Source organism: Actinacidiphila sp. bgisy167 (genome assembly GCF_965342175.1).
Lineage (GTDB): Bacteria > Actinomycetota > Actinomycetes > Streptomycetales > Streptomycetaceae > Actinacidiphila.
On record NZ_CBDRBL010000077.1, the window covers coordinates 1 to 24,271 of the forward strand.

Below are 24,271 nucleotides of genomic sequence, written 5' to 3' on the forward strand. Positions count from 1 at the left end.
ACCTTACCAGATCCGTTTCGCGTTTCCGCTCTTCGTTTCCGGCCCCCTGCTGAAGCGGGGTTTTGCCTTCCAGGCTTTCGCCTTTCGACGTTCCTGACTTTATCAGACTCTTCCGGGCCTGATTACCGCCAGGGTTTTCGCCTCTTCGGACGGCGACACGAAAGGCCACTCAGAAAGTTCTTTCTGAGAGGTGCTCTGCGATCGGTGTCTTTCGAAGCGGGCTAGATCCTAGCCGCCAGCCTACGAACGCGTCTAGTTCGTGGCAACTGCTCTAATCTACCTCCCCCGGCCATCCGTGTCAACAGATGCCCTGGGGCGAAGAGGAGACTAGCAGGTCGGCCGCGCCCGACGCACATCGTCGGCGTCGGTCCCCACCGCGTCATGTCCTGCCGCGTGGGCGGGAGATCGCGACGTCCTCCGGCGCACGGTCCTCCGTCTCGCCCACGGGAGCGCTCGCGCTCCCGTGCCGAGGACGTACGCCACGTCCCCGTCGCCTCGTCCCACGTTCTCCGCGTCCTTGGGCCGCCCCCTCCGACTCGGGTCGGCCGGCGTGGCAGCGTCAGTCCGTGGAGGGGAAGCTGGACGGGGGCGACTCGAGATCCTCGAGTTCGATGCCCGGGGCGGAGAGGACGACGTCGCCGGCGATGTGGACGGCGTGCTGTTCACCGGTCTCCAGATCGGTGACCTGGTATTCGTCCACATGCAGAGGGTCGTTGTCAGTGGGGTGTGTTTCGCTCTTGACCAGTGCCCACGCCTGGTCGAGGGTGCGCGGCGCGAGTACGGGGGGCTGGAATGCTACGAGGCGTACGCGGGTGGCCGGGGTGCCGGGGCGCAGCCGGAGCATCCGCGCGGTGGCGATGTAGAACGCGGGCGAGTCACCGGTGAAGGCGTGCGCGGGGACGTTGCCCTCCTGAGCGTGTTCGCCGGAGGGATCGGTGCGGACCCAGGTCAGGCCGTCCAGGGCGGCACCGCGGACCTGCCAGCCCGCGGCGTGCATCTCGAGGCGGATGGGGCGGCCGAGTTCGTCGATGGTGAGGTCGACGGAGCCGGCGTGGGCGCCGCCGGGGTGGGTGTTCTGGGCGGTGTACCGCCATCCGGTGGGGCCGGTGGCGCAGTGGAAGTGCTCTTTGCCGAGGGGGGTGTGGTCGTGGGTGTCGTGGAACGAGTAGCGGCCGCGGGGCATGGTTCGACCTTACAAAGCGGGCCGGGGCCCCACACGGCAGGCCCCCGCCGGGGGCGGGGGCCTGCCGTGTGGGGCCTGCGCCGCGTGCGGGACCGGTGCCGGGCTGTCGCCCGAACGGCCCGGCCGGCGTCAGTAGCGGTAGTGGTCCGGCTTGTAGGGGCCCTCCACCGGGACGCCGATGTAGGCGGCCTGCTCCGGGCGCAGGGTGGTCAGCTTGACGCCGAGGGCGTCGAGGTGGAGACGGGCGACCTTCTCGTCGAGCTGCTTGGGAAGGACGTAGACGCCGATCGGGTACTCCTCGGGCTTGGTGAACAGCTCGATCTGGGCCAGCGTCTGGTCGGAGAAGGAGTTGGACATCACGAACGAGGGGTGGCCGGTGGCGTTGCCCAGGTTGAGCAGGCGGCCCTCGGACAGCACGATCAGGACCTTGCCGTCGGAGAAGGTCCAGGTGTGGACCTGGGGCTTGACCTCGTCCTTGACGATCCCCGGGATCTTGGCGAGGCCGGCCATGTCGATCTCGTTGTCGAAGTGGCCGATGTTTCCGACGATCGCCTGGTGCTTCATGCGCTGCATGTGCTCGGCGAGGATGATGTCGCGGTTGCCGGTCGTGGTGACGAAGATGTCGGCGGTCTCGACGACGTCCTCGAGCACGGTGACCTGGTAGCCGTCCATCGCCGCCTGGAGGGCGTTGATCGGGTCGATCTCGGTGATGATGACGCGGGCGCCCTGGCCGCGCAGCGACTCGGCGCAGCCCTTTCCGACGTCGCCGTAGCCGCAGACGACGGCGACCTTGCCGCCGATGAGGACGTCGGTGGCGCGGTTGATGCCGTCGATGAGGGAGTGGCGGCAGCCGTACTTGTTGTCGAACTTCGACTTGGTGACGGCGTCGTTGACGTTGATCGCCGGGAACAGCAGGGTGCCGTCGCGCTGCATCTCGTACAGGCGGTGGACGCCGGTGGTGGTCTCCTCGGTGACGCCGCGGATCTCGGAGGAGAGCTGGGTCCACTTCTGCGGGTTCTCGCCGAGGGTGCGGGTCAGGAGGGTCAGGATCTCCCGGTACTCGTCGCTGTCGGCGGTGGAGGGGTCGGGGACCTGGCCGGCCTTTTCGAACTCGACGCCCTTGTGGACGAGCAGGGTGGCGTCCCCGCCGTCGTCGAGGATCATGTTCGGGCCGCCGGTGGGGGCGTCGGCCCAGGTGAGGGCCTGCTCCGTGCACCACCAGTACTCTTCGAGGGTCTCGCCCTTCCAGGCGAAGACGGGGACGCCCTGCGGGTTCTCCGCGGTGCCGTGGGGGCCGACGGCGACGGCGGCCGCGGCGTGGTCCTGCGTGGAGAAGATGTTGCAGGAGGCCCAGCGGACCTGTGCGCCGAGGGCGACCAGGGTCTCGATGAGGACGGCGGTCTGCACGGTCATGTGCAGGGAACCGGTGATGCGGGCTCCGGCCAGCGGCTGTGTGGCCGCGTACTCCTCGCGGAGGGCCATGAGGCCGGGCATCTCGTGCTCGGCGAGGGTGATCTCCTTGCGGCCGAAGGCGGCCAAGGAGAGGTCGGCGACCTTGAAGTCGTTGGTGACGGGGGACATGCAGTCTCCTCGTGGAGTGCTTCCAGAACGGACATCGGCTTTCCGCTGCGGGGCGGGGCAAGGCATGCGGACATGCGTTTCCCGCGACCGCGGCTCAGCCCGTCGGAGGCCCTCTCTCCCTCGGCCGGCCCGGAAGCGGACCGCCCGACCGCCATCAGCAGCGACGTCTGGCTAGGGACGAATCTACACCGAGGGGCCGGGCACGTCCGGAACGTGCGTGCGGGTCGTGCGAAGGGGGTCAGTCCGCCGTGGGTGCGGCGGGAGCGGCCGAGGACTCGCGGTAGACGTCCGGCTCGAGGTAGATGACGCGGGCGATGGGTGCGGCCTCCCGGATGCGGGCCTCGGCGGCGTCGATGGCGCGGGCGATCTCGGTGGCCTTGTCGTCGTGCCGCACGGCGATCTTGGCGGCGACGAGGAGTTCCTCCGGGCCGAGGTGGAGGGTGCGCATGTGGATCACGCGGGAGACGGTGTCCCCGTCGACGATGGCCTCGCGGATACGGGCGACGACCTCGGGGCCGGCGGCCTCGCCGAGGAGCAGCGACTTGGTCTCGGACGCGAGGACGATGGCGATGACGACGAGGAGGGTGCCGATGCAGAGGGTGCCGATGCCGTCCCAGACGCCGTCGCCGGTGATCAGGGACAGGCCGACGCCGACGAGGGCGAGCACGAGGCCGACGAGGGCGCCGAGGTCCTCCAGGAGGACGACGGGGAGCTCGGGGGCCTTGGCGGTGCGGATGAACTGGCTCCAGGTCTGCTTCCCGCGGACCGCGTTGGATTCCTTGACCGCGGTGCGGAAGGAGAAGCCCTCGGCGATGATCGCGAAGACGAGGACGCCGATGGGCCAGTACCAGGCCTCGATCTCGTGGGGGTGCCGCACCTTCTCGTAGCCCTCGTAGAGCGCGAAGACGCCACCGATGGTGAACAGCACGATGGAGACGAGGAAGCCGTAGATGTACCGCTCACGGCCGTAGCCGAAGGGGTGCTCCTCGGTGGCCTCCTTCTTGGCCTTCCTGCCGCCGAGCAGGAGCAGCGCCTGGTTGCCCGAGTCGGCCACCGAGTGCACGCCCTCGGCGAGCATGGAGGAGGAGCCGCTGAAGGCGAACGCCACGAACTTGCTCACCGCGATGGCGAGGTTGGCGCCCAATGCGGCGACGATCGCCTTGGTTCCGCCTGACGCGCTCATGAGTGGTGTTGGTCCCTTCCCTCGGCCCCGGTCTTTGCCCGGTCTTTACGGCGTTACGGCGGGACATTGTTGCAGGCCGTGGGTGGGCCCGATGCGTCAGGCCACCACCGTGGCCCGGAAGACCGTTCCCGCGCCCGCGAGTTGGACCTGCTCGCCGGCTGGGACGTAGGCGGACTGGCCCTGGCGCAGGGTCACTTCGGGCGCCGTGGGGTCGCCGGGCGCGCGCAGTGTGGCGGTGCCCTCGGTGCAGAGCAGGATCTGGGCGGTGCGGTCGTGGGGAGTGCGGGGGGCGGCGCCGGCGGCGAGCGAGTAGCGGGAGAGCCGGAACTCGTCGATGGGGGTTCGGTAGAGCTCCTCGCCGTCGGGGGACGCCTCGGGGCGCAGGATGCCGGCGTCGCCCGCCTGGAAGCTGACGATGCGCAGCAGTTCGGGGATGTCGACGTGCTTGGGGGTGAGGCCGCAGCGCAGGACGTTGTCGGAGTTGGCCATGATCTCGACGCCGAGGCCGCTGAGGTAGGCGTGGGGTATGCCGGCGCCGAGGAAGAGCGCCTCGCCGGGCTGGAGGCGGACGTGGTTGAGGAGCATGGCGGCGATGACACCGGGGTCGCCCGGGTAGGCGTGGGCGATGGCGGCGTAGGCGGCGTACGCGTCGGCGTGCGCTCCGCCCTCGGCGGCGCGGCGGCCGGCGGCCTCGGCGGCTTCCGCCACGGTGTCTGCCATGGTCTCGCGGTCGGCTCCGAGCACGGCGGTGAGGACTTCGCGGAGGGCCGCCTCCTCGGGCTGGGCGCGCAGGCTGTCGACGTAGGGCTTGAGGGAGTCGACGCCGAAGCCGGTGAGGAGGTGCGCGGTCTCCTCGGGGGAGCGGAAGCCGCAGAGCCCCTCGAAGGGGGTGAGCGCGACGATCATCTCCGGCTTGTGGTTGGCGTCCTTGTAGTTCCGGTGCGGGGCGTCGACGGGGATGCCGCGGGCCTCCTCGTCGGCGAAGCCGGCGGCTGCCTGGGCGAGGTCGGGGTGCACCTGCAGGGACAGGGGAGAGCCGGCGGCGAGGAGCTTGAGCAGGAAGGGCAGCCGTGGGCCGAAGCGTTCGACGGCGGGGGTGCCGAGTTCGCCTTCGGGGTCGGCGGCGATGACCTGGTCGAGCGGTGTCGGACCGTTGCCGCGGTCGACGCGGGAGGGGGCGCCGGGGTGGGCCCCCATCCAGAGTTCGGCCTGCGGCTCGCCCGTGGGGGTGGCGCCGAGCAGTTCGGGGATGGCCGTGGTGGATCCCCAGGCGTACGGGCGGGTGGTGTTGGTCAGGCGGTCCATGCGCTCATGATCTCCCGGTCGAGGTGATGGCGAGGTAAACGGAGGCGAAATCCGTGACGGCGAGGAGTTCGACCGCGGATTCCAGGTCGCCCCCCTCGGCGGGGGCGAGTTCGCTCATCGGGGTGTCGTGGGTCGTGGCGAGTTCCCGGGCGAGCGGGGCGGAGCTCGCGGCGCCGTTGCCGGTGCGGTGCAGGAGCACGACGCGCAGGCGCAGGTCCTCGGGCTCGTCGACGCGGTCGCGGAAGAAGTCCTCGGGGTCGAGGGCGCCGGCCAGGGAGCCGGCGAGCAGCGCGCCGTGGGTGTCGAGCGCCTCGGGGAGTTCGCCGTGCAGGGCGGGGCGGCCGGCGCGGGCGGCGATGGCCGCGGCGAAGCGGCGGGCGGCGACGGCGGCGACCGGTCCGTCGCTCCACATCAGCGGCAGGGATTCGGCGAGTTCGGAGGCGAGCGCCTTGGCGGGGTTGCTGTAGGTGGCGGTCGCGGGGCCGCAGCGTCCGGCGACGTCGTCGAGGCGGTCGGCGACGCGCTCGATGGCGTCGGGCGGTGCGGCGAGCAGGCCGATGCGGTCGCCGAGGGCGAGCAGCGGGGTGAGCAGCGCCCAGAAGGCGCCGAGGTCTTCGGCGGGGTCGGCGGCCTCGCCGAGGACGCCCGCGACGGACGCGGGGTCGGGGGCGGGGGCGTACGGCAGGACCATACCGCGCACCTGCTGGATCGCCTCGGCGATCGGTGAGCCGGCGGGGACGACGGCGGCGACGGTGCAGCCGCGCCGGTAGGCCTGCTCGATGAGCTCGGCGAGGCCGGCTTCGGTGCCGGCGGGGCTGGCGATGAGCAGCAGGTCCACGGGGCCGGCCCAACCGGGGAGGGCCCAGCGCAGGTCGTATGGTGCGGGGCCGGTGGGGTGCAGGGACAGCACAGGACCGCTGCCGTTGCCGAGGGCGGCCAGCAGTTCGGCGACGGCGGCGACGGCGACCGCGCCCGGTCCGGCGACAAGGACGCTGCGGGGGCGGCCGTCGGGCTTGAGTCCGCCGACGCCTGCCTCGTGGGCGAGGCGTGCGGCGGTGCGGACGCGGGCGCCGGCGGCGGCGACGCCGAGGAGCAGGCCGCGGGTGTCAGCGCGGGCGAGGGCGTCGGGGTCGTCGAGCAGCGTCTCGTCCAGCATCGGGGGTGACCTCCGGTCCGGTCCGGTTGTGTCGGGTGTCGCGGGGCGCCGTGCGGTGGGGGTGTCCTGACCGCAGGGGCGTACGGCGGGACCTGCCGTGCGCCGGCTGCCGTGGGTGCGCATGCTGCGGCGCGGCGCCGGGTTGTCGTGCGGGCGCGGCTAGGCGGGCCGGCGGGCCTCGTCGACGAGGAGGACGGGGATGTCGTCGCGCACGGGGTAGGCCAGGCCGCAGTCGGCGGAGGTGCAGACGAGCTCGGTGGCCTCGACGTCCTCGCGCAGCGGTGCGTGGCAGGCGGGGCAGGCGAGGATCTCCAGAAGGCTGGCTTCGACGAGCGGCATGGGTGGCGTCTCCCCTGTGGTCGTGGTGTCGTCGTGGTTCCGGGTGGCCGCCGCGTGCGGCGTACGGGTCCGACCGGCGGATTCAGCCTATCGCCGGGGGGCCGGGCCCGCGTGACCGCGGCGGGGCCCCGGCCTGCGCCGGAGGAGGTGCAGTGTGCGCCGACTGCTGGGGCGGTGCCCCTGCGGCGGGCCTCCTCCGGCGCTTGCCCCTGCGGCGGTGCCGCCGTCAGGCGCGGACTTCTGCGGCGGTGCCACCGTCAGGCGCGGACGATGGCGAGGACCTCGTCGCGGACGGCGGCCATGAGCTCGGGGTGGCGGGCCTCCACGTTGAGTCGCAGCAGCGGCTCGGTGTTGGAGGGGCGGAGGTTGAACCACCAGTCCTCGCCGGTGACCGTGAGGCCGTCGAGTTCGTCCACGCCGGTGCCCGGGCGGTCGGCGTAGGCCGCGCGGACGGCGGCGGTGCGGCCGGCCTGGTCGTCGACGGCGGTGTTGATCTCGCCGGAGGCGGCGTAGCGGTCGTACTCGGCGACGAGCGCGGACAGCGGGCCGTCCTGGCCGCCGAGGGCGGCGAGGACGTGGAGCGCGGCGAGCATGCCGGTGTCGGCGTTCCAGAAGTCGCGGAAGTAGTAGTGGGCGGAGTGCTCGCCGCCGAAGACGGCGCCGGTGCGGGCCATCTCCTGCTTGATGAAGGAGTGGCCGACGCGGGTGCGGACGGGCGTCCCGCCGTGCTCCTTGACGACCTCGGGCACGGTCCAGGAGGTGATCAGGTTGTGGATGACGGTGGAGCCGGGGTGCTTGGCCAGTTCGCGGGCGGCGACCAGGGCGGTGATCGCGGACGGCGAGACGGGTTCGCCGCGCTCGTCGACGACGAAGCAGCGGTCGGCGTCGCCGTCGAAGGCGATGCCGATGTCGGCGCCGGTCTCGCGCACCTTCTCCTGCAGGTCGACGATGTTCTTGGGGTCGAGGGGGTTGGCCTCGTGGTTGGGGAAGGTGCCGTCGAGCTCGAAGTACATCGGGACGAGGTCGATGGGCAGCCCGTCGAAGACGGTGGGGACGGTGTGACCGCCCATGCCGTTGCCCGCGTCGACGACGACCTTCAGGCGCCGGATGGAGCCGATGTCGACCAGGGTGCGCAGGTGGGCGGCGTAGTCGGCGAGCATGTCGCGCCGGGTGACCTCGCCGGGGGTGGCGTCGCTCGCCGGGAGGCCGGTCTCGGACCACTCCTCGACGAGCCGGCGGATCTCGGCGAGCCCGGTGTCCTGGCCCACGGGGGCGGCGCCCGCGCGGCACATCTTGATGCCGTTGTACTGCGCCGGGTTGTGGCTGGCGGTGAACATCGCGCCGGGCAGGTCGAGTTTGCCGCTGGCGAAGTACAGCTGGTCGGTGGAGCAGAGGCCGATCTCGGTGACCTTGGCGCCGCGCGAGGCCGCGCCGCGGGCGAAGGCCTGGGACAGGCCGGGCGACGAGGGCCGCATGTCGTGGCCCGTCACGATCGCGTCGGCGCCGGTCACGGTCACAAAGGCCGCGCCGAAGAGTTCGGCGAGCGGTTCGCCCCACTGGTCGGGGACGACTCCGCGGACGTCGTAAGCCTTCACGAGCTGGGAGAGGTCGGTCACCGCTGTGCTCCGCTCTGGAATCCGGTTGCCGGTGGATGGATCGTGGCAAGAGCCAACCTACCCGGCGGATCCGGGCGGGCCCATGAGGGTCCCCGGTGGGCACGGGGAGGCGGCGCGGGGGGCCGGAGACGGCCGGCGACGGCCGTGGAGCGGGCGCCGGTCAGGAGTCGGGCGAGCGCAGGACGCGCAGGTGCCCGCGGCGGGCGATCTCCATGGGGTCGCCGCCGCGGCCGTTGGTGCCGTTGCCCTCGCGTTCCTGGGGGCGGGCGGCCTCGCGTACGGCGTTGGCGAGCGCTTCGAGGTCGTCGCCGCTGGGGCGGGTAGGGCCGGTGTCCGTGGCGAGCCGTACGACCTCCCAGCCGCGGGGGGCGGTGAGGCGCTCGGAGTGCTCGGAGCACAGGTCGTAGCAGTGGGGTTCCGCGTAGGTGGCGAGCGGCCCGAGGACGGCGGTGGAATCCGCGTAGACGTACGTCAGCGTCGCGACGGCGGGACGGCCACACGCGGTGCGCGAACAGCGACGTACAGGGCTCACGATGTTGGACGGTACCGCACTCTTGAGCGGGCCGCGACGACTCCACCGGAGCTCATCCCGTCGTGTCGTCCGGGTTGGCCGGGAAGGTCCGACTCGCGGTCAACACCCCTGACCTGCAAAGGGGCCGGAAAAATACGGGGCCCTTACGAGCGCGCCGATCAGCAAACGGAACAAAGGGCGACAAGAGCGATCGCCGGGGCGGTCGGGGCGGCGAATCAGCCGGGACGCGGGGAGCGGACGACCGTACATTCCGCGACATCGACGAGGATGTCCGGTCCTGGTACCCACGTGGTGGTGGCAGCGGTCACGGAGCCGCATGCCCGGGGCTCGCGACGGCTACTCTCAGAGGTGATGGACACCCCTTCGCCCGCCCCGCGCCAGCGCCGCCGCGACCGACACGGTCGCGGCATGCGCGGCCCCATCGCGCCCCCGCAGGTGCCGCTCGCGCGCACCCGCGCCGACGCCTTCGACGACCTGGTGCGCGACGCGGCGGACCGGCTGGAGCGGCGCTGGCCGCAGCTGGCGGAGGTGGAGTTCGCGGTGCAGGAGGTGCCCTGGCCGGTGAACGGGGCCGATGGCGCCGCGGCCAAGGGCCGGTTCGACGACGGGGTGCCGCTGGGGCGGCTGATCGGCGGGCACAAGGGCGCCCCGCACCGCATCGTGGTGTACCGGCGGCCGGTGGAGATCCGGGCCAAGAGCCACGAGGAGCGGGCGCTGCTCGTGCACGACGTGGTGGTGGAGCAGGTGGCCGAGCTGCTGGGGCTGTCGCCGGAGAACGTCGACCCCCGGTACGGGGAGGGTTAGCCGACGGTCAGCCCTGCCGGCGCCGGCCCGCGGCGGCCCCGGCCCTCGCGGCGTCGGCCCCCGGCATCCCGTGTGCCCCCGTCGACCCCGGCATGTGCGGACGCCGGGGCCCGGGGGCCGGCGACACGGGAGCTCGGGAGCCCCGGGCCGTCAGCGGTTCAGGATGGACAGGTCTTCCTCGGTCCGCGGGACGGCGACCAGGCCGCGGTCGTCCGGCATCGTCTGGATGGTGAACATCGGGACGCCGTCCTCCGGCAGGGCGAGCATGCGGGAGGCGTAGACGGGACCGCCCGAGGCGGCTTCCACCGTGACGGCGAAGGCGCCCTTGCCCTCGGAGGGGGCGGGCGGCGACAGGACGACCGTCGTGCCGCGCTTGACCGGGACATTCTTGGTGACGGGCTCGCCGCCCTTCGTCGAGGCGGAGGTGACGACCCGCACGGCGGCGTCGGCCTCGGGCGCGGTGAGGGCGATCGTCGAGCCCTTGGTGCGGTTGTCGGCGGCGGTGGCGCGGTCGCCGACGGGGGCGGTGGCGGGCAGGAAGGCGGTCTCCCGGTTGGCGCCCTTGCCGCGGGTGATCCGCAGGGCGGCGACCACGGGGGCCTTGCGCGCGGGCTCGGTCGGGCTCAGGAGCAGCGACCCGGTCTCGCCCTTGGTGACGTCGCCGAGGTCGACGGCGGTGGTCATACCGCTCTTGACGTGGACGGTCTCGTGCCCGGCCGGGGTGATCTCACCGCTCGAGGAGGCGAGCCGCAGCTTGAGGTCGGCGTCGCTGTCGCCGGTCGCGTAGACCACCAGGCGGACCTCGGTGGCGTCGCCGGGGATGCCGGGCATGACGGCCTCGGCGGCGGGGTCCGCGGCGGCGGGCAGCCAGTCGCCGCCGGCCTTGGCGTCCTCGGCCTCCACGGTGGCGCCCACCCGGCCGCTGCGAGCGCTGACGTGCAGGGTGAGGGTGTCGGACTTCTCCGTGGTGAGCGTGGAGAGCAGGACGGGGACGGTCGCGCCCGGCGGCACGGTGATGCCGTCGGTGGTGGTGGTCTTGACCTCGCCCTTGTCGCCGTAGAGCCGGAGGTCGACCACGGCGGCGGTGTCGTCCGGGTTGGTCAGGTGGACGTAGTCCTGCCGGTCGGCGCCGGTGCTGACGCCGGGGAACCAGAACTCGCTGTCCGGGACGGCGCAGGAGGTGCCGAGCACCGCCCGGGCCGGGCCCGCGTCGACGACAGTGGTCTGCTGCACGGTCCAGCCGGGGGCGAGCGCCCCGTCGGCGGTGCCGATGAGGGCGGGGGCGTCGGCGGCCTCGGTGACCGCGGTGACCGGCGTGCCGGCCTCCTTCAGCGGCGCGACCGGCTTGCGTTTGGCGGCCTTGCCGTTGACAGGCGCGGCGGGCAGCAGGGCCGCGGTGCCCCCGGCCCCGGGCCCCCCGGCGGAGTCCCCCTTGGGCGTGAAGGCGGTGTAGGTGGTCGAGGCGAAGTCCGAGTCGGAGGGCACCGGGCAGGCGAGCGTGGACCGTTCGACGGGCAGCCGTGCCGCGCTCACCGCGGGCGCGGCGTCCGGGGTGCCCGCGCCGGTGACGGTGGCGAAGCCGGCGACCGCGGCCAGCGCGACGGCGACGCCGATCAGGGAGAGGGTGCTGCGGTTCACTGGTTGCTCCCGTCGCGGCGGTAGCCGTCCGTGCCGTAGGCGTCCGTGCCGTACGTGTCGGTGTCGTGGTTGCCGTACGGGGCGTACGAGGCGTCGTAGCCCTGCGGCTGCTGTTCGTAGCCCTGCTGCTCGTAGCCCTGCTGCTCGTAGCCCTGGGAGTCGTAGCCCTGCCGGTCGTGGCCGGGCTGCGGGGCCTGCCGGCCGTAGCCGTACGGGTCATAGGCCTGCTCCTGGGGCTGGGCGGCGGGCTGCTCGTAGCCGTAGTCGCTGCGGTAGTCCGCGGCCCACTGCTCCTGGCCGTAGGGGTCGTCCTCCCGGGGGCCGGCGGCGTACGGGTCGTACTCGGCGTACTGCGCGTACTCGGCCTGCTCCTGGTGAGAGGTCCCGTCGGCCCGGGAAGCGGCGGGGGCGTCGTACGCCTCCTCTTCCCCGTCCCCGTGGGCCGCGCCCTGACCGGCGCCCTGGGCCTCGGGCTCGGCGTCGGCGGCGGCGCGCAGCCGGCGGGCGCGGCGGCCGTCGCCTCCCTGCGCGGGGATGCCCGCGGCGGCGGGCACCGGCTCGGCCTCCGTGTCGGGCAGGTCGTCGTCGACCTCGCGGCGCCGGCCCGGCAGGGCCATGACGACGAGGACCAGGCCGAGGAAGCCCTGGAGCCACAGCCACAGGGTGTGGGTGAAGGGGTCGTCGTAGACGAGGTCGAGCCGGCCGCCGCTGCTGGGGAGCCGGAAGCCCTGGGCCCAGCCGTCGACGGTGGTGGCGGTGAGTTCCCTGCCGTCGAGGGTGGCCGTCCAGCCGGGCGCGGCGCGGTCGGCGAGGCGCAGCACGCGACCCTCCGGGCCGGTCGAGATGGTGGTGTGTGCCTCGACCTTGCCGGAGGCGACGGTCTCGGTGCCGGCGGCGGTGTCCTCACCGGCGCCGCCCTTGGCGCCGGTGTCGTCGCTGCCGCCGGCCTCTCCGCCGGTGGACGGCTGGACGATCGTGACGCGTGCGACGTCGTCGTCCACCCGCCACAGGGCGCTGCCGTCGGCCTGGCTGAGCCGGGACAGGCCGGGGGTGCTGTCAAGGGTGCGGCTGACCTGGCGCGGGGCGCCGCTCTGGACGAGGACGTAGCGGACGGCGTAGCCGCCGAGCTGGCTGGCCTGGTCGGCGCCGGAGCCTGCCACCAGATTGCCGACGATCTTGTCGAGCCGGGGGTCGGCACCGCTCGCGGCGGCGATCTCGGCGTCGCCGAGCCGGGTGCCGGCGCCGCGGACGAGGGCGTACGAGACGTGGTCGGGAGTGCCCGAGACGACGAGGGTGCGGGCCTGGTCGCCGGTGTTGCTCTCCTCGGCGACGAAGGCGGGCACCTGGGTGGGGTCGCGGCGCTCCAGCGGTCCGTCGGCGCCGCCGGCCATCCAGCCGACGGCCGCGGACAGCGGGGCGAGCACGGCGGCCAGGGCCACGAGTGCGGCGACGGGCTGGCGCCAGCCGAAGCCGGAGGCGGCGATCCGCTCATTGGCGCCCTCGGCGCCCACCGCGGCGGCGGCCAGCAGGGCGATGCCGTAGACGAGGGTGGCGGGGCCGGCCCAGGCGGTGGTGTTGGCGACTACGGCGAAGACCAGGCCGGTCAGGGCGCCCACCCAGGCGGTGACGATGGCCGAGCGGCGCTCGGCGCGCACCAGGGCCGCCAGCGCGGCCAGGACGATGCCCGCGAGCAGGAAGCCCCCGGCGGCGCCCGGGCCGCCGGGGTTGATCAGGAGGAGGTCGGTGGCGGTGGCCGACCGGGCGCCGAAGGGCAGGCCGGCCTCGTCGAGGAAGCGCCGGGGGTGGGTGAGCAGCCCCAGCGACCAGGGAGCGAGCACCACCATGGGCGCGCCGAGGACGGCCGCCGCCCGCAGGGCCAGCGGGACGAGGAGCCGGCTCTGGCCCCGGACGACGCGCGTGGCGAGGGCGGCGCCGACGAGCACCAGCGCGATCAGCCAGGCGATGGGGGTGAAGGCGGTGGTGATCGTCAGCAGCAGCGCGACCGCCCAGGCGGCCCGCCAGCCGGGCCGCAGGCCGCGGTCGACGGCGTCGGCGGACATCCGCAGTCCCGCGGCAGAGACGGCGGCGCGGGCCATGAGCGGGAGCAGGACGGCCAGGACGGCGGTGCCGAGCCGGCCGCCGGCGAGGGCGCCGGTCGCGGCGGGCAGGAAGGCGTACGCGACAGCGCCCCAGGCGCGCAGCAGCCGGGAGCCGACCAGCGGGCGCGACGCGAAGTAGGCGCTGAGGCCGGCGAGCGGCACCGAGGCGACCAGGAGCACGGTCAGCGCGAGGCCGGAGCTGCCGAGCAGGACGCTCGAGAGGGTGGCCACGATCGCCAGGTAGGGCGGCGCGGTCTCGGTGCTGCCGACACCGAGGGAGTGCCAGGCGCCGAGGTAGGAGCCCCACAGGTCGGAGGCGTCGGCGGGGGCGGGCAGCAGCGCGCCGCCGGCCAGGGCGCCGCCGCCGAGGAGCGCGCGGCAGGCGATGAGGGAGAAGAGCAGCAGGACGGCGAAGAGCATCGGGGCGGGCTGCCGGGCGATGCGCTTGAGCAGCGCGAACTGCTCGACCTCCAGGAACTCGCCGTCGTCGTCGCCGCCGCTGGGCCCGGAGTCCAGTCCGCCGCCGTGGCGTCCGGCGGAGGAGGCCTCGGCGGCCGCGCGGCCGGACACGTTGCTGACGACCTGCTCGACGGTGGCCCGTACGGTCGCGCCCGGCGGCGGGAAGAGCGACCGCAGCTCGGAGGGCGGGACGACGGCCCGCGAGCGCTGTCGGCGGGCGCTGAGGAGGCGCCCGGGGCGGAGCAGGACCGACAGCAGTCCGGTCATCTCGTCGACGGCCTGTCCGGGGACCTTGCCGACGAGGTAGGCCAGGGTGCGCAGCACGGTGCCGAGCACGACGCGCGCGAAGACGTACGGCAGCAGGACGCCGCGGGTGTTGGCCAGCAGCGTGTAGACGGCCCCTGCCTTGTCGACGCGGTGCGGGTCGACGGCGGAGCGGCCGGCGCAGTCGACGGGGCGGCGCTCGCGGGAGGCCGCCTCTGCGTGCCGCAGGACGGCGTCGGGGGCGACGAGGACGGTGTGGCCGGCGGACTGGGCGCGCCAGCAGAAGTCGACGTCGTCGCGCATGAGGGGCAGCCGACGGTCGAATCCGCCGAGGTCCTCCCACACGTCGCGGCGCACCAGCATGCCCGCGCTGGAGACCGCGAGCACCTGGCGGACCTGGTCGTGCTGGCCCTGGTCCTGCTCGCGGCGCTCCAGGCCGGTCCAGCGGCGGCCGCTGCGGGCGATGGAGAAGCCGACCTCCAGCAGTTGGCGCCGGTCGTACCAGCTGCGCAGCTTGGGGCCGATGACCGCGGCGGACGGCGAGGAGTCTGCGACCCGCAGGAGGTGGAGCAGGGCGTCGGGGGCGGGCTCGCAGTCGTCGTGGAGCAGCCACAGCCACTGCACGGGTTCCCCGTGCGGCTGGTCGGGCTCGTCGTAGGCGTCGTCGTTCCAGGTGCGGGTGGCCGGGTCCCAGCTGCTGCGCCGTGCCAGGTAGGGCAGGTGCTCCTCGGTCAGGGGCTCGGCGGCGCGTACGCACTCGTCGACGGCGGCGCCGAAGCCGCTGCGCCGGGCGAGGTGCAGGACGCGGTGGTCGCCGAGGCTCTCGGCGAGCAGGCGGGCGGAGTCGTCGGCGCTGCCGGTGTCGGCCGCGATGACGTCCTGGACGGGGCGGTCCTGGGAGACCAGGCCCGAGAGCGCGTTGGGCAGCCAGCGGGCACCGTCGTGGGCGACGAGTACGGCGGTGACGACGTGGCGCGGGAACTCCGGTGCCTGGGAGGCGTATTGAGTCCCGGCTGAACTGTTCACGGACATCGAGGTTCGGGCCCCGGTTCGCTGGACTTCGGACGACGCCTTGGGCGTCTCGGACGGGCCCCCACACTAACGGTTGCGGGAGGCGGCCCTTCCGGGTCCGGAGCGCATATGACGATGAAGTCCGTGACCGGCGCGAACCGGTCCCAGGCCGCACGAATGCCGTCGAACCGGTGCGCGTCCGCCGCGGGACGGGGCCGGGACACGCGAGGCCGGCGGGCCGTCGCCGGGGCGGGCCCGGGCGGAGCCTCAGACGATGCCCTTCTTCAGGCGCCGGCGCTCACGCTCGGACAGGCCGCCCCAGATGCCGAAGCGCTCGTCGTTGGCGAGGGCGTAGTCGAGGCAGTCGGAACGGACCTCGCAGGCGAGGCAGACCTTCTTGGCCTCGCGGGTGGAGCCGCCCTTCTCGGGGAAAAAGGACTCGGGGTCGGTCTGCGCGCACAGTGCGCGCTCCTGCCACCCGAGCTCTTCGTCGGCCTCTTCGGCCAGCAACAGCTGGAACAGCTCGGTCATGCGCGCCCCTCGTCTGTCTTCGCGTCCCCGTGGTGTCGCCGCCACCTGCGACGGCGAACGACACGAGTGAAATTACAAGTGTGCCGATACGGGCCAGTCAAGCCGAGATCTGCTATTGGGCCCGTTATTCACCCTGCGGAACCAAGGCCTGACGGAAAGTGTTCAAATCGGCCTATATGCCCGCACATGTCAACCACGGCCGACGCCCCTGCGGAGTGTCGATCACGATGCGATCACGAAAACACAACGACGTTTCACGAGAAGACGTTCCTGCGTACCCGTGTGGTTGCGTCGGCACCTTTCCTGGGACTTGCGGCCCCAAACCTTCCACCCCGTTGAATAACCGGATCAGGTGAGGGATTTACGACAAACACGACATCAAGTTGACAGGTCTCCGAGGAGCCGGTCTCCTTGGGCTCATGCCAGTGACCCACGCGCCCGCTCGGACCCGCCGCCTCGGCGAGTTCCGTCGTGCCGTGGAAGCCCACTGTCGCTGTTCCAGCTGTTGCCGCTGAAGGACTCCTCCCAGCCCGCACAGCCTCATGGCCGCACCCTCTCGTGCGCGTGCCTGACGCTCCTCACTTCCCGTAGGAACTCCGCACCCATGAACAGCGACGTCTCGATCGCCGGCGACCCCCTCGCCATCCCGCACCTCCTTCCGCCGGCTCCCGCCTACCCCGTCACCGTCGCGGAATTCGCCGGCCTGGCCCGCACGATCGCGGCGGACCGCGCCCGCTGGGCGCCGCGCGTCCGCTACGACGCCACCACCCGCTGGTACGACCGCCTGGCGACCGGACCCGGCTACGAGGTCTGGCTGCTGAGCTGGGTGCCCGGCCAGGGCAGCGGGCTGCACGACCACGGCCGCTCCTCGGGCGTGCTGACCGTCCTCGAGGGCGAACTGACCGAGCGCTCCCTCGGCGGCAACGGCGAGACCCGCCGTTCACTCCCGCCGGGCCACCAGCGGGTGTTCGCCCCCGGCTATGTCCACGAGGTGGTCAACGACTGCCTGGAAGGCGCGGTCAGCCTGCACGTCTACTTCCCCGGGCTGACGCAGATGACCCCGTACGCCTGCGGCTCCGGCGAGCCGGCGACCGAGGGGACGTTCGCCGGGTGACGCGGCGGGCTGACAGACTGTCCGCATGCGAATCGTGGTATTGGCCGGCGGCATCGGAGGAGCCCGTTTCCTGCGCGGCCTGAAGGCGGCGGCGCCGGAGGCGGACATCACCGTCATCGGCAACACCGGCGACGACATCCACCTGTTCGGCCTCAAGGTCTGCCCCGACCTCGACACCGTCATGTACACCCTCGGCGGCGGGATCCACGAGGAGCAGGGCTGGGGCCGCGCCGACGAGACGTTCACGGTCAAGGAGGAGCTGGCCGCCTACGGGGTCGGGCCAGGGTGGTTCGGCCTGGGGGACCGCGACATCGCGACCCACATCGTGCGCACCCAGATGATCGGCGCCGGCTACCCGCTCAGCGCGGTCACCGAGGCGCTGTGCGCCCGCTGGAGGCCCGGCGTGCGGCTGATCCCCATGACCGACGACCGGATCGAGACGCACGTCGTCATCGACGACCCGGACGCGGGCCCCGGCGGCGGGCGCAAGGCCGTCCACTTCCAGGAGTACTGGGTGCGGCTTCGGGCCTCCGTCCCGGCGCACGCGGTGCTGCCGGTCGGCGCCGAGGGCGCCAAGCCCGCCCCTGGGGTGCTGGAGGCGATCGCGGAGGCGGACGTCATCCTCTTCCCGCCGTCCAACCCGGTGGTGTCGGTCGGCACGATCCTGGCAGTACCCGGCATCCGGGAGGCCATCGCCGAGGCGGGCGTGCCCGTCGTGGGCCTGTCCCCCATCGTCGGTGACGCCCCGGTGCGCGGCATGGCCGACAAGGTGCTGGCGGCGGTCGGCGTGGAGTCCACGGCGGCGGCGGTCGCGGCGCACTACGGCTCCGGACTGCTGGACGGCTGGCTGGTCGACACCGTCGACGCGGGGTCGGTCGCGGAGGTCGAGGCCGCGGGCATCCGCTGCCGGGCCGTACCGCTGATGATGACGGACCTGGACGCGACGGCCGCGATGGCCCGCGAGGCGCTGACGCTCGCCGGGGAGGTGCGGGCGTGACCGCCGCTGCCACCGGCCCGGCCTCCTACCGCGTGTGGGCCGTCACGGGCATACCCGAGGTCGAGCCCGGCGCGGACCTCGCGAAGCTGATCGCGGCCGGCACGGCGGATCTGGCCGACGGCGACGTACTCGTCGTCACCTCGAAGATCGTCAGCAAGGCGGAGGGGCGCGTCGTGCGCGCCACCGACCGCGAGGCGGCGATCGACGCCGAGAGCGTGCGGCTCGTCGCGCGGCGGGGTCGGACCCGGATCGTGGAGACCCGGCACGGCTTCGTCATGGCCGCGGCCGGCGTGGACGCCTCCAACACCACGCCCGGCACGGTGCTGCTGCTGCCGGAGGACCCGGACGCCTCCGCCCGGGCCATCCGGGCGGGGCTGCGGGACGCCTGCGGCGTCAACGTCGGCGTCGTCGTCACCGACACCTTCGGCAGGCCGTGGCGCGAGGGCCTGACCGACGTCGCCATCGGGGCGGCCGGGCTGCGCGTCGTGGACGACCTGCGCGGCGCGAGCGACTCCCACGGCAACGAACTGTCCGCCACGGTCACGGCGCTCGCCGACGAACTCGCCGCCGCCGGGGACCTGGTGAAGGGCAAGGCAACCGGATCGCCCGTCGCCGTCGTCAGGGGGCTGGACCGCCTGGTCCTGCCCGCAGAGGAGGACGGCGACGGCGGCCGCGCCCTCGTCCGGCGCGCCGCCGACGACATGTTCCGGCTGGGCACCTCGGAGGCGGTCCGCGAGGCCGTCTCCTTGCGCCGCACCATCCGCGACTTCACCGGTGAGCCCGTCGACGGGGCGGCCGTACGGCGCGCCGTGGCCCTCGCGGTCACCGCGCCCGCGCCGCACCACACGACACCGTGGCGCTTCGTCCTGCTGGAGTCGGAGCCGGCCCGGGTCCGGCTGCTGGACGCCATGCGCGACGCCTGGATCGCGGATCTGCGGCGCGACGGCCGGAGCGAGGAATCCATCGCCAAGCGGGTGCGGCGCGGGGATGTGCTGCGCCGCGCGCCGTACCTGGTCGTGCCGTGCCTGGTCGCCGACGGGGCGCACGACTACCCGGACCCGCGGCGCTCGGCGGCCGAGCGCGAGATGTTCGTCGTCGCCATGGGCGCGGCCGTGGAGAACTTCCTGGTGGCGCTCGCCGGGGAGCAGTTGGGGTCGGCGTGGGTGTCGTCCACGATGTTCTGCCGTGACGTGGTGCGCGAGGTGCTGGACCTGCCGGAGGACTGGGACCCGATGGGTGCCGTCGCGATCGGCCGGCCCGCCGCGCCGCCGAAGGAGCGGCCGGGGCGCGACGCGGAGGCGTTCATCGAGGTGCGCTGAGGCGCCCTGACCGGGGCGGCCCCGCGCTGGGTGCGAGGCGGCGGGGCTGGGTTCGAGGCGGCGGGACCTCCGCCCCGCGGCCGTCGTACATCGTCCACAGGCCGAAGCAGTCGTCGTCCTGATCATGGGCGCCGACGATGACCTGCGGGATCTGCCGACCGGCGCAGCGTCACGAGGTGACGGCCTTCCCGCACACGGCATCCCCGCCGGACTCGGCCGGTGCCGGGTCCAGCTGGCCGTCGCGGCCGCGGGTCACAAGGGGACGATGTTCCCCGGGGCCAGGCGCGGGGCGCGGCGTGGGGGGCGGCGGCCGGTGAGGAGGATGAGGCGGGCGGCGCGGTGGCGCTGACCCGCGTACGGCTCCAGGAGTTCGAGCATGGTGGCGTCGTCGCAGCGGTGGGCGCCGGTGAGGGCGTAGCCGACGGTGTGCGGCAGGTGGAGATCGCCGACCGTGATCGCGTCGGGGTCGCCGTTGCTGCGCTGCAGGGTCTCGGCGGCGGTCCAGGGGCCGATGCCGGGGATGGCCTGGAGACGGGCGAGGGCGTCGGCGGGGCCGAGGACGGTGGCCTGTTCCATGCGGGCGGCGGCACGGGCGGCCCGGACCACCGCAGCGGAGCGCTTGCCGTCGACATTGGCGCGGTGCCACTCCCAGGAGGGGATCATGGCCCAGCCGCGTGCGTCGGGCATGACCCTCATGCGCAGGTGCTCGCCGGGCCCGGGGGCGGGCTCGCCGAAGCGCTGCAGCAGGACCCGCCAGGAGCGGTATGCCTCGTCGGAGGTGACCTTCTGCTCGAGGATCGCCGGGACGAGGGATTCCAGCACCAGGCCGGTGCGGGTCAGCCGCAGCCCGGGGTTGCGGCGGTGGGCCTCGTGGACGACGCGGTGCCGGGCGGTGAAGGCGCCGGGGTCGTCGGCGTCGCCGAGCAGGGCGGGGAGGCCGTCCAGCAGCCAGTCGGCGCCGGGTCCCCATGCCTCGGCCTCGACCTCCCCGCCGGAGGGGCGGGCGATGCGCAGGGTGCCGGGGCCGTCGGGGGTGCGTGAGGCGCGGTAGACGGCGTGGTCGGCCCCGACGCGGAACGCGGGGTCGCCGGGGCCGCGGCGCAGGGGACCCAACGTGAGCCCGAGGTCCAGGGGGCCGCGCGGGGTGAAGCGGCGGGTGCGGCCGGGCGTGCGCGGTCCGGGGACGCGGCCGGTGGCGCCGCTGAGGAGTCGGGTCTGCTCGGGGTGCACCCTCCGAGAGTACGGCGTGGCCCCTCGGGCTTCCCGGCTTCCCGGCTCGCCGCTTTCCGGGCTCCCGGGCTTCCGGGCTCGCCGCCTTCCGGGTCTTCCCGCCTTCCGGACTCCCATGCCGACCGGCTTTCGTACCGGCCGGCTTTCCTACCGACCGGCTTTCGTGCCGCCCGGCTCCCGGCGTCGAAGGTCCGCGGTTCCGGCCGGTGAACGGGTGCCCACCGGCTCCAGCAGGGGCGGCTACTGGTCGGAGGAGAAGCGGACCGCGCCGTCCGCGATGACCGCGCCGCACCAGACGCGCACTCCGTGCCGCAGTTCGTTGTCCGCGCCGATGTGCGCGGCGTCACCGATCACCGATCCGTGGACGACGGTGCGTTCGCCGATGACCGCGCCCGCGCCGATGAGGGAGTCCACGACGACGGCCCCCGGGCGGACGACGGCCCCGGCCAGGACCGTGCTGCCGTCGACGACCGCTCCGGAGCCGATGACGGCGCCCTCGCAGACGGCGGTGCCGCCCGTGAGCTTGGCGTCGTCGGCGACCCGGGCGCCCTCCAGGACGAGGCGTTCGCCGCGGCGGCCGGGAACGGCGGGCGAGGGCGCGCGGCCGAGCACGAGGTCGGCCGAGCCCCTGACGAACGCGTGGGGGGTGCCGAGGTCGAGCCAGTAGGTGGAGTCGACCATGCCCTGCAGATGGGCGCCGTCGGCGAGCAGGCCGGGGAAGGTCTCGCGCTCGACGGAGACCGCGCGGCCGGTGGGGATGGAGTCGATGACCGCGCGGTCGAAGACGTAGGCGCCCGCGTTGATCTGGTCGGTGACGATCTCCTCGGGCGTCTGCGGCTTCTCCAGGAACGCGGTAACGCGGCCGGTGGCGTCGGTCGGCACGAGTCCGAAGGCGCGCGGGTCCTCCACCCGGGTCAGGTGGAGGGAGACGTCGGCGCCGGAGTCGCGGTGGGTGGCGACGAGTCCGGCGATGTCGAGCCCGGTGAGGATGTCCCCGTTGAAGACCAGGACCGGGTCGCCGGGGGCGGATTCGAGGCGGTCGGCGACATTGCGGATGGCGCCTCCGGTGCCGAGCGGCTCGTCCTCGGTGACGTACTCCAGGCGCAGCCCGAGGGCGGAGCCGTCACCGAAGTGCGGCTCGAAGACCTCGGCCAGGTAGGAGGTCGCCAGGACGATGTGCTCGACGCCTGCCGCGCGCGCTCGGGCCATCTGGTGGGTGAGGAAGGGGACGCCTGCCGCGGGGACCATCGGCTTGGGGGTGTGCACCGTCAGAGGGCGCAGCCTGGTGCCCTTGCCACCGACCAAGAGGATCGCTTCAGTCACCTGTGTTGTCTCCGCTTCTGGCGGGGGCCGACCTGATGAACGGCCAATCCTATGCAGGGCGCGATCAGCGGCCCTGGAGCCCCGCCGCGGTACGGCGGATGATGCCGAGATCGTCGTACAACCGCGTTCCCGGGCATTGCGTGGCGAATCCGTCCCGATGGCCCGAGATGACGTTCATGCGGACCTGCGTCCCCTTCGGGTACCGGTTGCTCCCTCCGGACACCAGGGAGGTCATGCCCTCCGGGTCGCGGCCGTAGATCCCGAGTTTCCACGCGGCGAGCCGGGCGACGGCCGACAGGGCCTCGCGGCTGGGCTCTTCCTCGGAGTAGTCGCCGAGGACGGCGATGCCCATCGTGTGCTCGTTGAAGCCGAGGGTGTGCGCGCCGAACACGGCCTTGGAGACGCCGCCGCTGCGGCCCTCGTAGATGTTGCCGCACTTGTCGACGAGGAAGTTGTAGCCGATGTCGCGCCAGCCGCTGCTCTTGACGTGGTACCGGTAGATGCCGCGGATCACCGAGGGCGAGTCGGAGCACTCGTAGTCGTTGCCCGTGGCGGTGTGGTGGACGAAGATCGCGCTGATGTCGTCGGTGAACTCCGAATCCTCGTCGCGCAGTTGCTCGTCGGCTCCCCAGCCGGCGCGGGTGATGATGCGGGGGCGCGCGCCGGTGAAGCGCTGCCCGGTGAGGGCCACGGTCTGGGACCGGGTGAGCTCGGGGACGAAGGCCGACTCGACCGGCGTGCCGGAGGTGTCGGTCGGGTCCGCGGCGGTGCCGGTCTCGGCGCCTGCCTGCGGGCGTCCACCGAGCGGATGGCCGGCCTCGCCGGGGCCGACGCCCTCGAAGAGGTCGCCGCCGGTGGGGTCGCCGCCGGACGGGCCGACACCGGCGAAGGGATCGGGATTCCCGAAGGGGTCGCCGCCGCCCGTGGGGACGCCGCCGGAAGGAGTCCCCGGGTGCGCGCCGTCGCCCATGGGGCCGCCTGCCGTGCCGTCACCGCCCGGGCGGTCGCCCCCCGGTCCCGCGGGGCGGGGGTCCAGGGCGGCGTCCGGGCCGAGGGCGGCGTCGGGGTCGAGGTAGACGCCGTCGCCGAGGTAGCGGCCCGGACCGCCGTCCGGGTCGTCCGCGAAGCCGTCACCCGGTTCGCCCCCGGGGTCGACCATCTCCAACCGCAGCCCCTTGGGCAGGCCGGGCTGCACCCCGCGCCTGCCGCTGGTGGGCGCCTCCGGCACGACCCGCAGCTCGATCCCGTCGGAACTGCCGACCCACAGCGGGACGGTCGAGCCGCGCACCACGGGGGCCGAGCCCTCGGACGAGCCCGCGTCGGGGGCGTCGTCGTTGTGCGCCTCGACCGTGCGCCAGTCCGACCAGGCGCCCGTGCCCAGGGCGCGGGTCCTGACCTGGACGGTGCCCCGCAGTTCGGTGCGGGCGTCGTCCCAGGTGACGCCGATCAGGGAGAAGGGCCGTACGGCGCGGGCCGGCAGACCCTGGGAGAGCGGGGTGCCGACGGCCCGCCCGGACGCGGGGAGCGGGGCCAGCGGCAGGGTGCGGGTGTCCCCGGGGGGCGTGTCGGGGACGGCCGCCCGTGCCGGCACGGGGACGGAGGCGGTGGCACCGGAGGGGAAGGCGAGCGGCAGGGCAAGGGCAGCCATGCACGCCGCGGAGATCGACGTCGCAAGAAGTGCACGCATGGGAAAAACAGTTACATAAGGCCCTAGAACGCGCAGCCGGGATCTGACGCTCCGTCTCCTCCTGCCGGGTCATCAGCGCCCCTCGCCACGCCACGGCCTGACGTAGCCTGGGCGTGTGACAGCGACTGCCCGTACACCCGCCGACCTGCTGCGATCCGCGCTCGCCGCGGACCCCGCCCGCCCTCTGGTCACCTTCTACGACGACGCCACCGGCGAACGCGTCGAACTGTCGGTGGCCACCTTCGGCAATTGGGTGGCCAAGACCGCCAACCTCATCCAGGACGAACTGGGCGCCCAGCCGGGTGACCGCGCGGCGCTGCTGCTGCCGGCGCACTGGCAGACCGCGGTATGGGTGCTCGCCTGCTTCTCCACCGGCCTGGTCGTGGCGCCCGGGGGCGATCCGGGCGGTGCCGACCTGGTGGTGTCCGGCCCGGACACGCTGGAGGAGGCCCGCGCCTGCCCCGGCGAGCGGGTCGCGCTGGCGCTGCGCCCGCTGGGCGGCCGCTTCGCGCAGCCGCCGCAGGGCTTCCTCGACTACGCGGTCGAGGTGCCCTCGCAGGGGGACCGGTTCGCCCCGTACGCGCCGGTGGCGCCGGACGCTCCGGCCCTGGAGCTGCCGGGCGGTCAGGAGCTCACTGGCGCGCAGGTGGTGGACCGGGCCCGCGCGTCCGCCGCGGAACTGGGGCTGACCGCCGGATCGCGGCTGCTGTCGGGCCGGCCGTTCGGCGACTGGGACGGCCTGGCCGCCGGACTGCTGGCGCCGCTGGCGGCGGGCGCCTCGGTGGTGCTCTGCCGCAACCTGGACCGGCTGCCCGCCGCCGACCTGGACAGACGCCGGGAGAGCGAACGGGTCACCCACTCGGCGTAGCCGGGTCCGTCCGCATCACCGGGCGGCCCTCC

Annotated in this window: 19 protein-coding genes; 5 read left to right on the plus strand and 14 right to left on the minus strand. The window is 73.7% G+C overall.

What is annotated here, in order from left to right; genetic code table 11:
- Positions 1-559: 559 nt before the first annotated feature.
- The 8 genes from ACRWND_RS24390 to ACRWND_RS24425 all read right to left on the minus strand — a co-directional run bounded on the left by ACRWND_RS24390 (position 560) and on the right by ACRWND_RS24425 (position 8,895).
- The gene (locus ACRWND_RS24390) at positions 560-1,183 is read right to left on the minus strand and encodes a hypothetical protein (protein ID WP_431952894.1); all 624 of its coding nucleotides are present in this window, start codon (positions 1,181-1,183) and stop codon (positions 560-562) included.
- 129 nt (positions 1,184-1,312) lie between these two features.
- Positions 1,313-2,764, minus strand: a complete 1,452-nt coding sequence (gene ahcY / locus ACRWND_RS24395; protein WP_431952896.1) for an adenosylhomocysteinase — start codon at positions 2,762-2,764, stop codon at positions 1,313-1,315.
- Between the two features lie 238 nt (positions 2,765-3,002).
- Positions 3,003-3,947, minus strand: coding sequence for a cation diffusion facilitator family transporter (locus ACRWND_RS24400; RefSeq protein WP_431952898.1), 945 nt, complete (start codon positions 3,945-3,947; stop codon positions 3,003-3,005).
- Between the two features lie 96 nt (positions 3,948-4,043).
- Positions 4,044-5,252 carry a mannose-6-phosphate isomerase, class I gene (manA, locus tag ACRWND_RS24405; protein ID WP_431952900.1) on the minus strand — a complete coding sequence of 403 codons (1,209 nt, stop codon included), beginning with the start codon at positions 5,250-5,252 and terminating at the stop codon, positions 4,044-4,046.
- A gap of 4 nt (positions 5,253-5,256) precedes the next feature.
- Complete coding sequence (locus tag ACRWND_RS24410) at positions 5,257-6,408, minus strand: SIS domain-containing protein (protein WP_431952902.1); 1,152 nt, start codon at positions 6,406-6,408, stop codon at positions 5,257-5,259.
- Between the two features lie 159 nt (positions 6,409-6,567).
- Positions 6,568-6,747, minus strand: coding sequence for a Trm112 family protein (locus ACRWND_RS24415; protein WP_431952904.1), 180 nt, complete (start codon positions 6,745-6,747; stop codon positions 6,568-6,570).
- Between the two features lie 257 nt (positions 6,748-7,004).
- Complete coding sequence (locus ACRWND_RS24420; protein WP_431952906.1) at positions 7,005-8,363, minus strand: phosphomannomutase/phosphoglucomutase; 1,359 nt, start codon at positions 8,361-8,363, stop codon at positions 7,005-7,007.
- A gap of 160 nt (positions 8,364-8,523) precedes the next feature.
- Positions 8,524-8,895: a DUF3499 domain-containing protein gene (locus ACRWND_RS24425; RefSeq protein WP_431952908.1), complete on the minus strand. Its 372-nt coding sequence runs from the start codon at positions 8,893-8,895 to the stop codon at positions 8,524-8,526.
- A gap of 351 nt (positions 8,896-9,246) precedes the next feature.
- Between ACRWND_RS24425 and ACRWND_RS24430 the strand changes: the two genes are divergently transcribed.
- The gene (locus tag ACRWND_RS24430; protein ID WP_431952909.1) at positions 9,247-9,699 is read left to right on the plus strand and encodes a metallopeptidase family protein; all 453 of its coding nucleotides are present in this window, start codon (positions 9,247-9,249) and stop codon (positions 9,697-9,699) included.
- A 150-nt stretch (positions 9,700-9,849) separates the two neighbouring features.
- On the opposite strand, the gene ACRWND_RS24435 is transcribed toward ACRWND_RS24430, so the two are convergent.
- The 3 genes from ACRWND_RS24435 to ACRWND_RS24445 form a co-directional block, all read right to left on the minus strand.
- Positions 9,850-11,337, minus strand: coding sequence for a DUF5719 family protein (locus ACRWND_RS24435; RefSeq protein ID WP_431952911.1), 1,488 nt, complete (start codon positions 11,335-11,337; stop codon positions 9,850-9,852).
- Entirely contained in the window at positions 11,334-15,191 is a 3,858-nt protein-coding gene (locus ACRWND_RS24440) for a glycosyltransferase (RefSeq protein ID WP_431952913.1), read from the minus strand. The genes ACRWND_RS24435 and ACRWND_RS24440 overlap by 4 nt, the downstream gene beginning before the upstream one ends.
- Before the next feature lie 246 nt (positions 15,192-15,437).
- The gene (locus ACRWND_RS24445; protein WP_319138291.1) at positions 15,438-15,701 is read right to left on the minus strand and encodes a WhiB family transcriptional regulator; all 264 of its coding nucleotides are present in this window, start codon (positions 15,699-15,701) and stop codon (positions 15,438-15,440) included.
- Positions 15,702-16,305: 604 nt separating this feature from the next.
- Here ACRWND_RS24445 and ACRWND_RS24450 point away from each other — a divergent pair.
- The 3 genes from ACRWND_RS24450 to ACRWND_RS24460 are packed head-to-tail and all read left to right on the plus strand — an operon-like array spanning position 16,306 to position 19,131.
- Positions 16,306-16,815 carry a cysteine dioxygenase gene (locus tag ACRWND_RS24450; protein ID WP_431952915.1) on the plus strand — a complete coding sequence of 170 codons (510 nt, stop codon included), beginning with the start codon at positions 16,306-16,308 and terminating at the stop codon, positions 16,813-16,815.
- Between the two features lie 25 nt (positions 16,816-16,840).
- On the plus strand, positions 16,841-17,812 hold the full coding sequence (cofD, locus tag ACRWND_RS24455; RefSeq protein ID WP_431952917.1) for a 2-phospho-L-lactate transferase: 972 nt from the start codon (positions 16,841-16,843) through the stop codon (positions 17,810-17,812).
- Positions 17,809-19,131, plus strand: a complete 1,323-nt coding sequence (locus tag ACRWND_RS24460) for a coenzyme F420-0:L-glutamate ligase (RefSeq protein ID WP_431952919.1) — start codon at positions 17,809-17,811, stop codon at positions 19,129-19,131. The genes cofD and ACRWND_RS24460 overlap by 4 nt, the downstream gene beginning before the upstream one ends.
- Positions 19,132-19,383: 252 nt before the next feature.
- On the opposite strand, the gene ACRWND_RS24465 is transcribed toward ACRWND_RS24460, so the two are convergent.
- From ACRWND_RS24465 to ACRWND_RS24475, 3 genes are all read right to left on the minus strand, one after another.
- Positions 19,384-20,361: a DNA-3-methyladenine glycosylase family protein gene (locus tag ACRWND_RS24465; RefSeq protein WP_431952921.1), complete on the minus strand. Its 978-nt coding sequence runs from the start codon at positions 20,359-20,361 to the stop codon at positions 19,384-19,386.
- 240 nt (positions 20,362-20,601) lie between these two features.
- Positions 20,602-21,684 (minus strand): sugar phosphate nucleotidyltransferase, encoded by a 1,083-nt coding sequence (locus ACRWND_RS24470; protein ID WP_431952923.1) that lies wholly within the window; start codon positions 21,682-21,684, stop codon positions 20,602-20,604.
- A gap of 64 nt (positions 21,685-21,748) precedes the next feature.
- Complete coding sequence (locus ACRWND_RS24475) at positions 21,749-23,371, minus strand: N-acetylmuramoyl-L-alanine amidase (protein ID WP_431952925.1); 1,623 nt, start codon at positions 23,369-23,371, stop codon at positions 21,749-21,751.
- 115 nt (positions 23,372-23,486) lie between these two features.
- On the opposite strand from ACRWND_RS24475, the gene ACRWND_RS24480 reads away from it, so the two are divergent.
- Positions 23,487-24,239 (plus strand): TIGR03089 family protein, encoded by a 753-nt coding sequence (locus tag ACRWND_RS24480; protein ID WP_431952927.1) that lies wholly within the window; start codon positions 23,487-23,489, stop codon positions 24,237-24,239.
- Positions 24,240-24,271 lie beyond the last annotated feature (32 nt).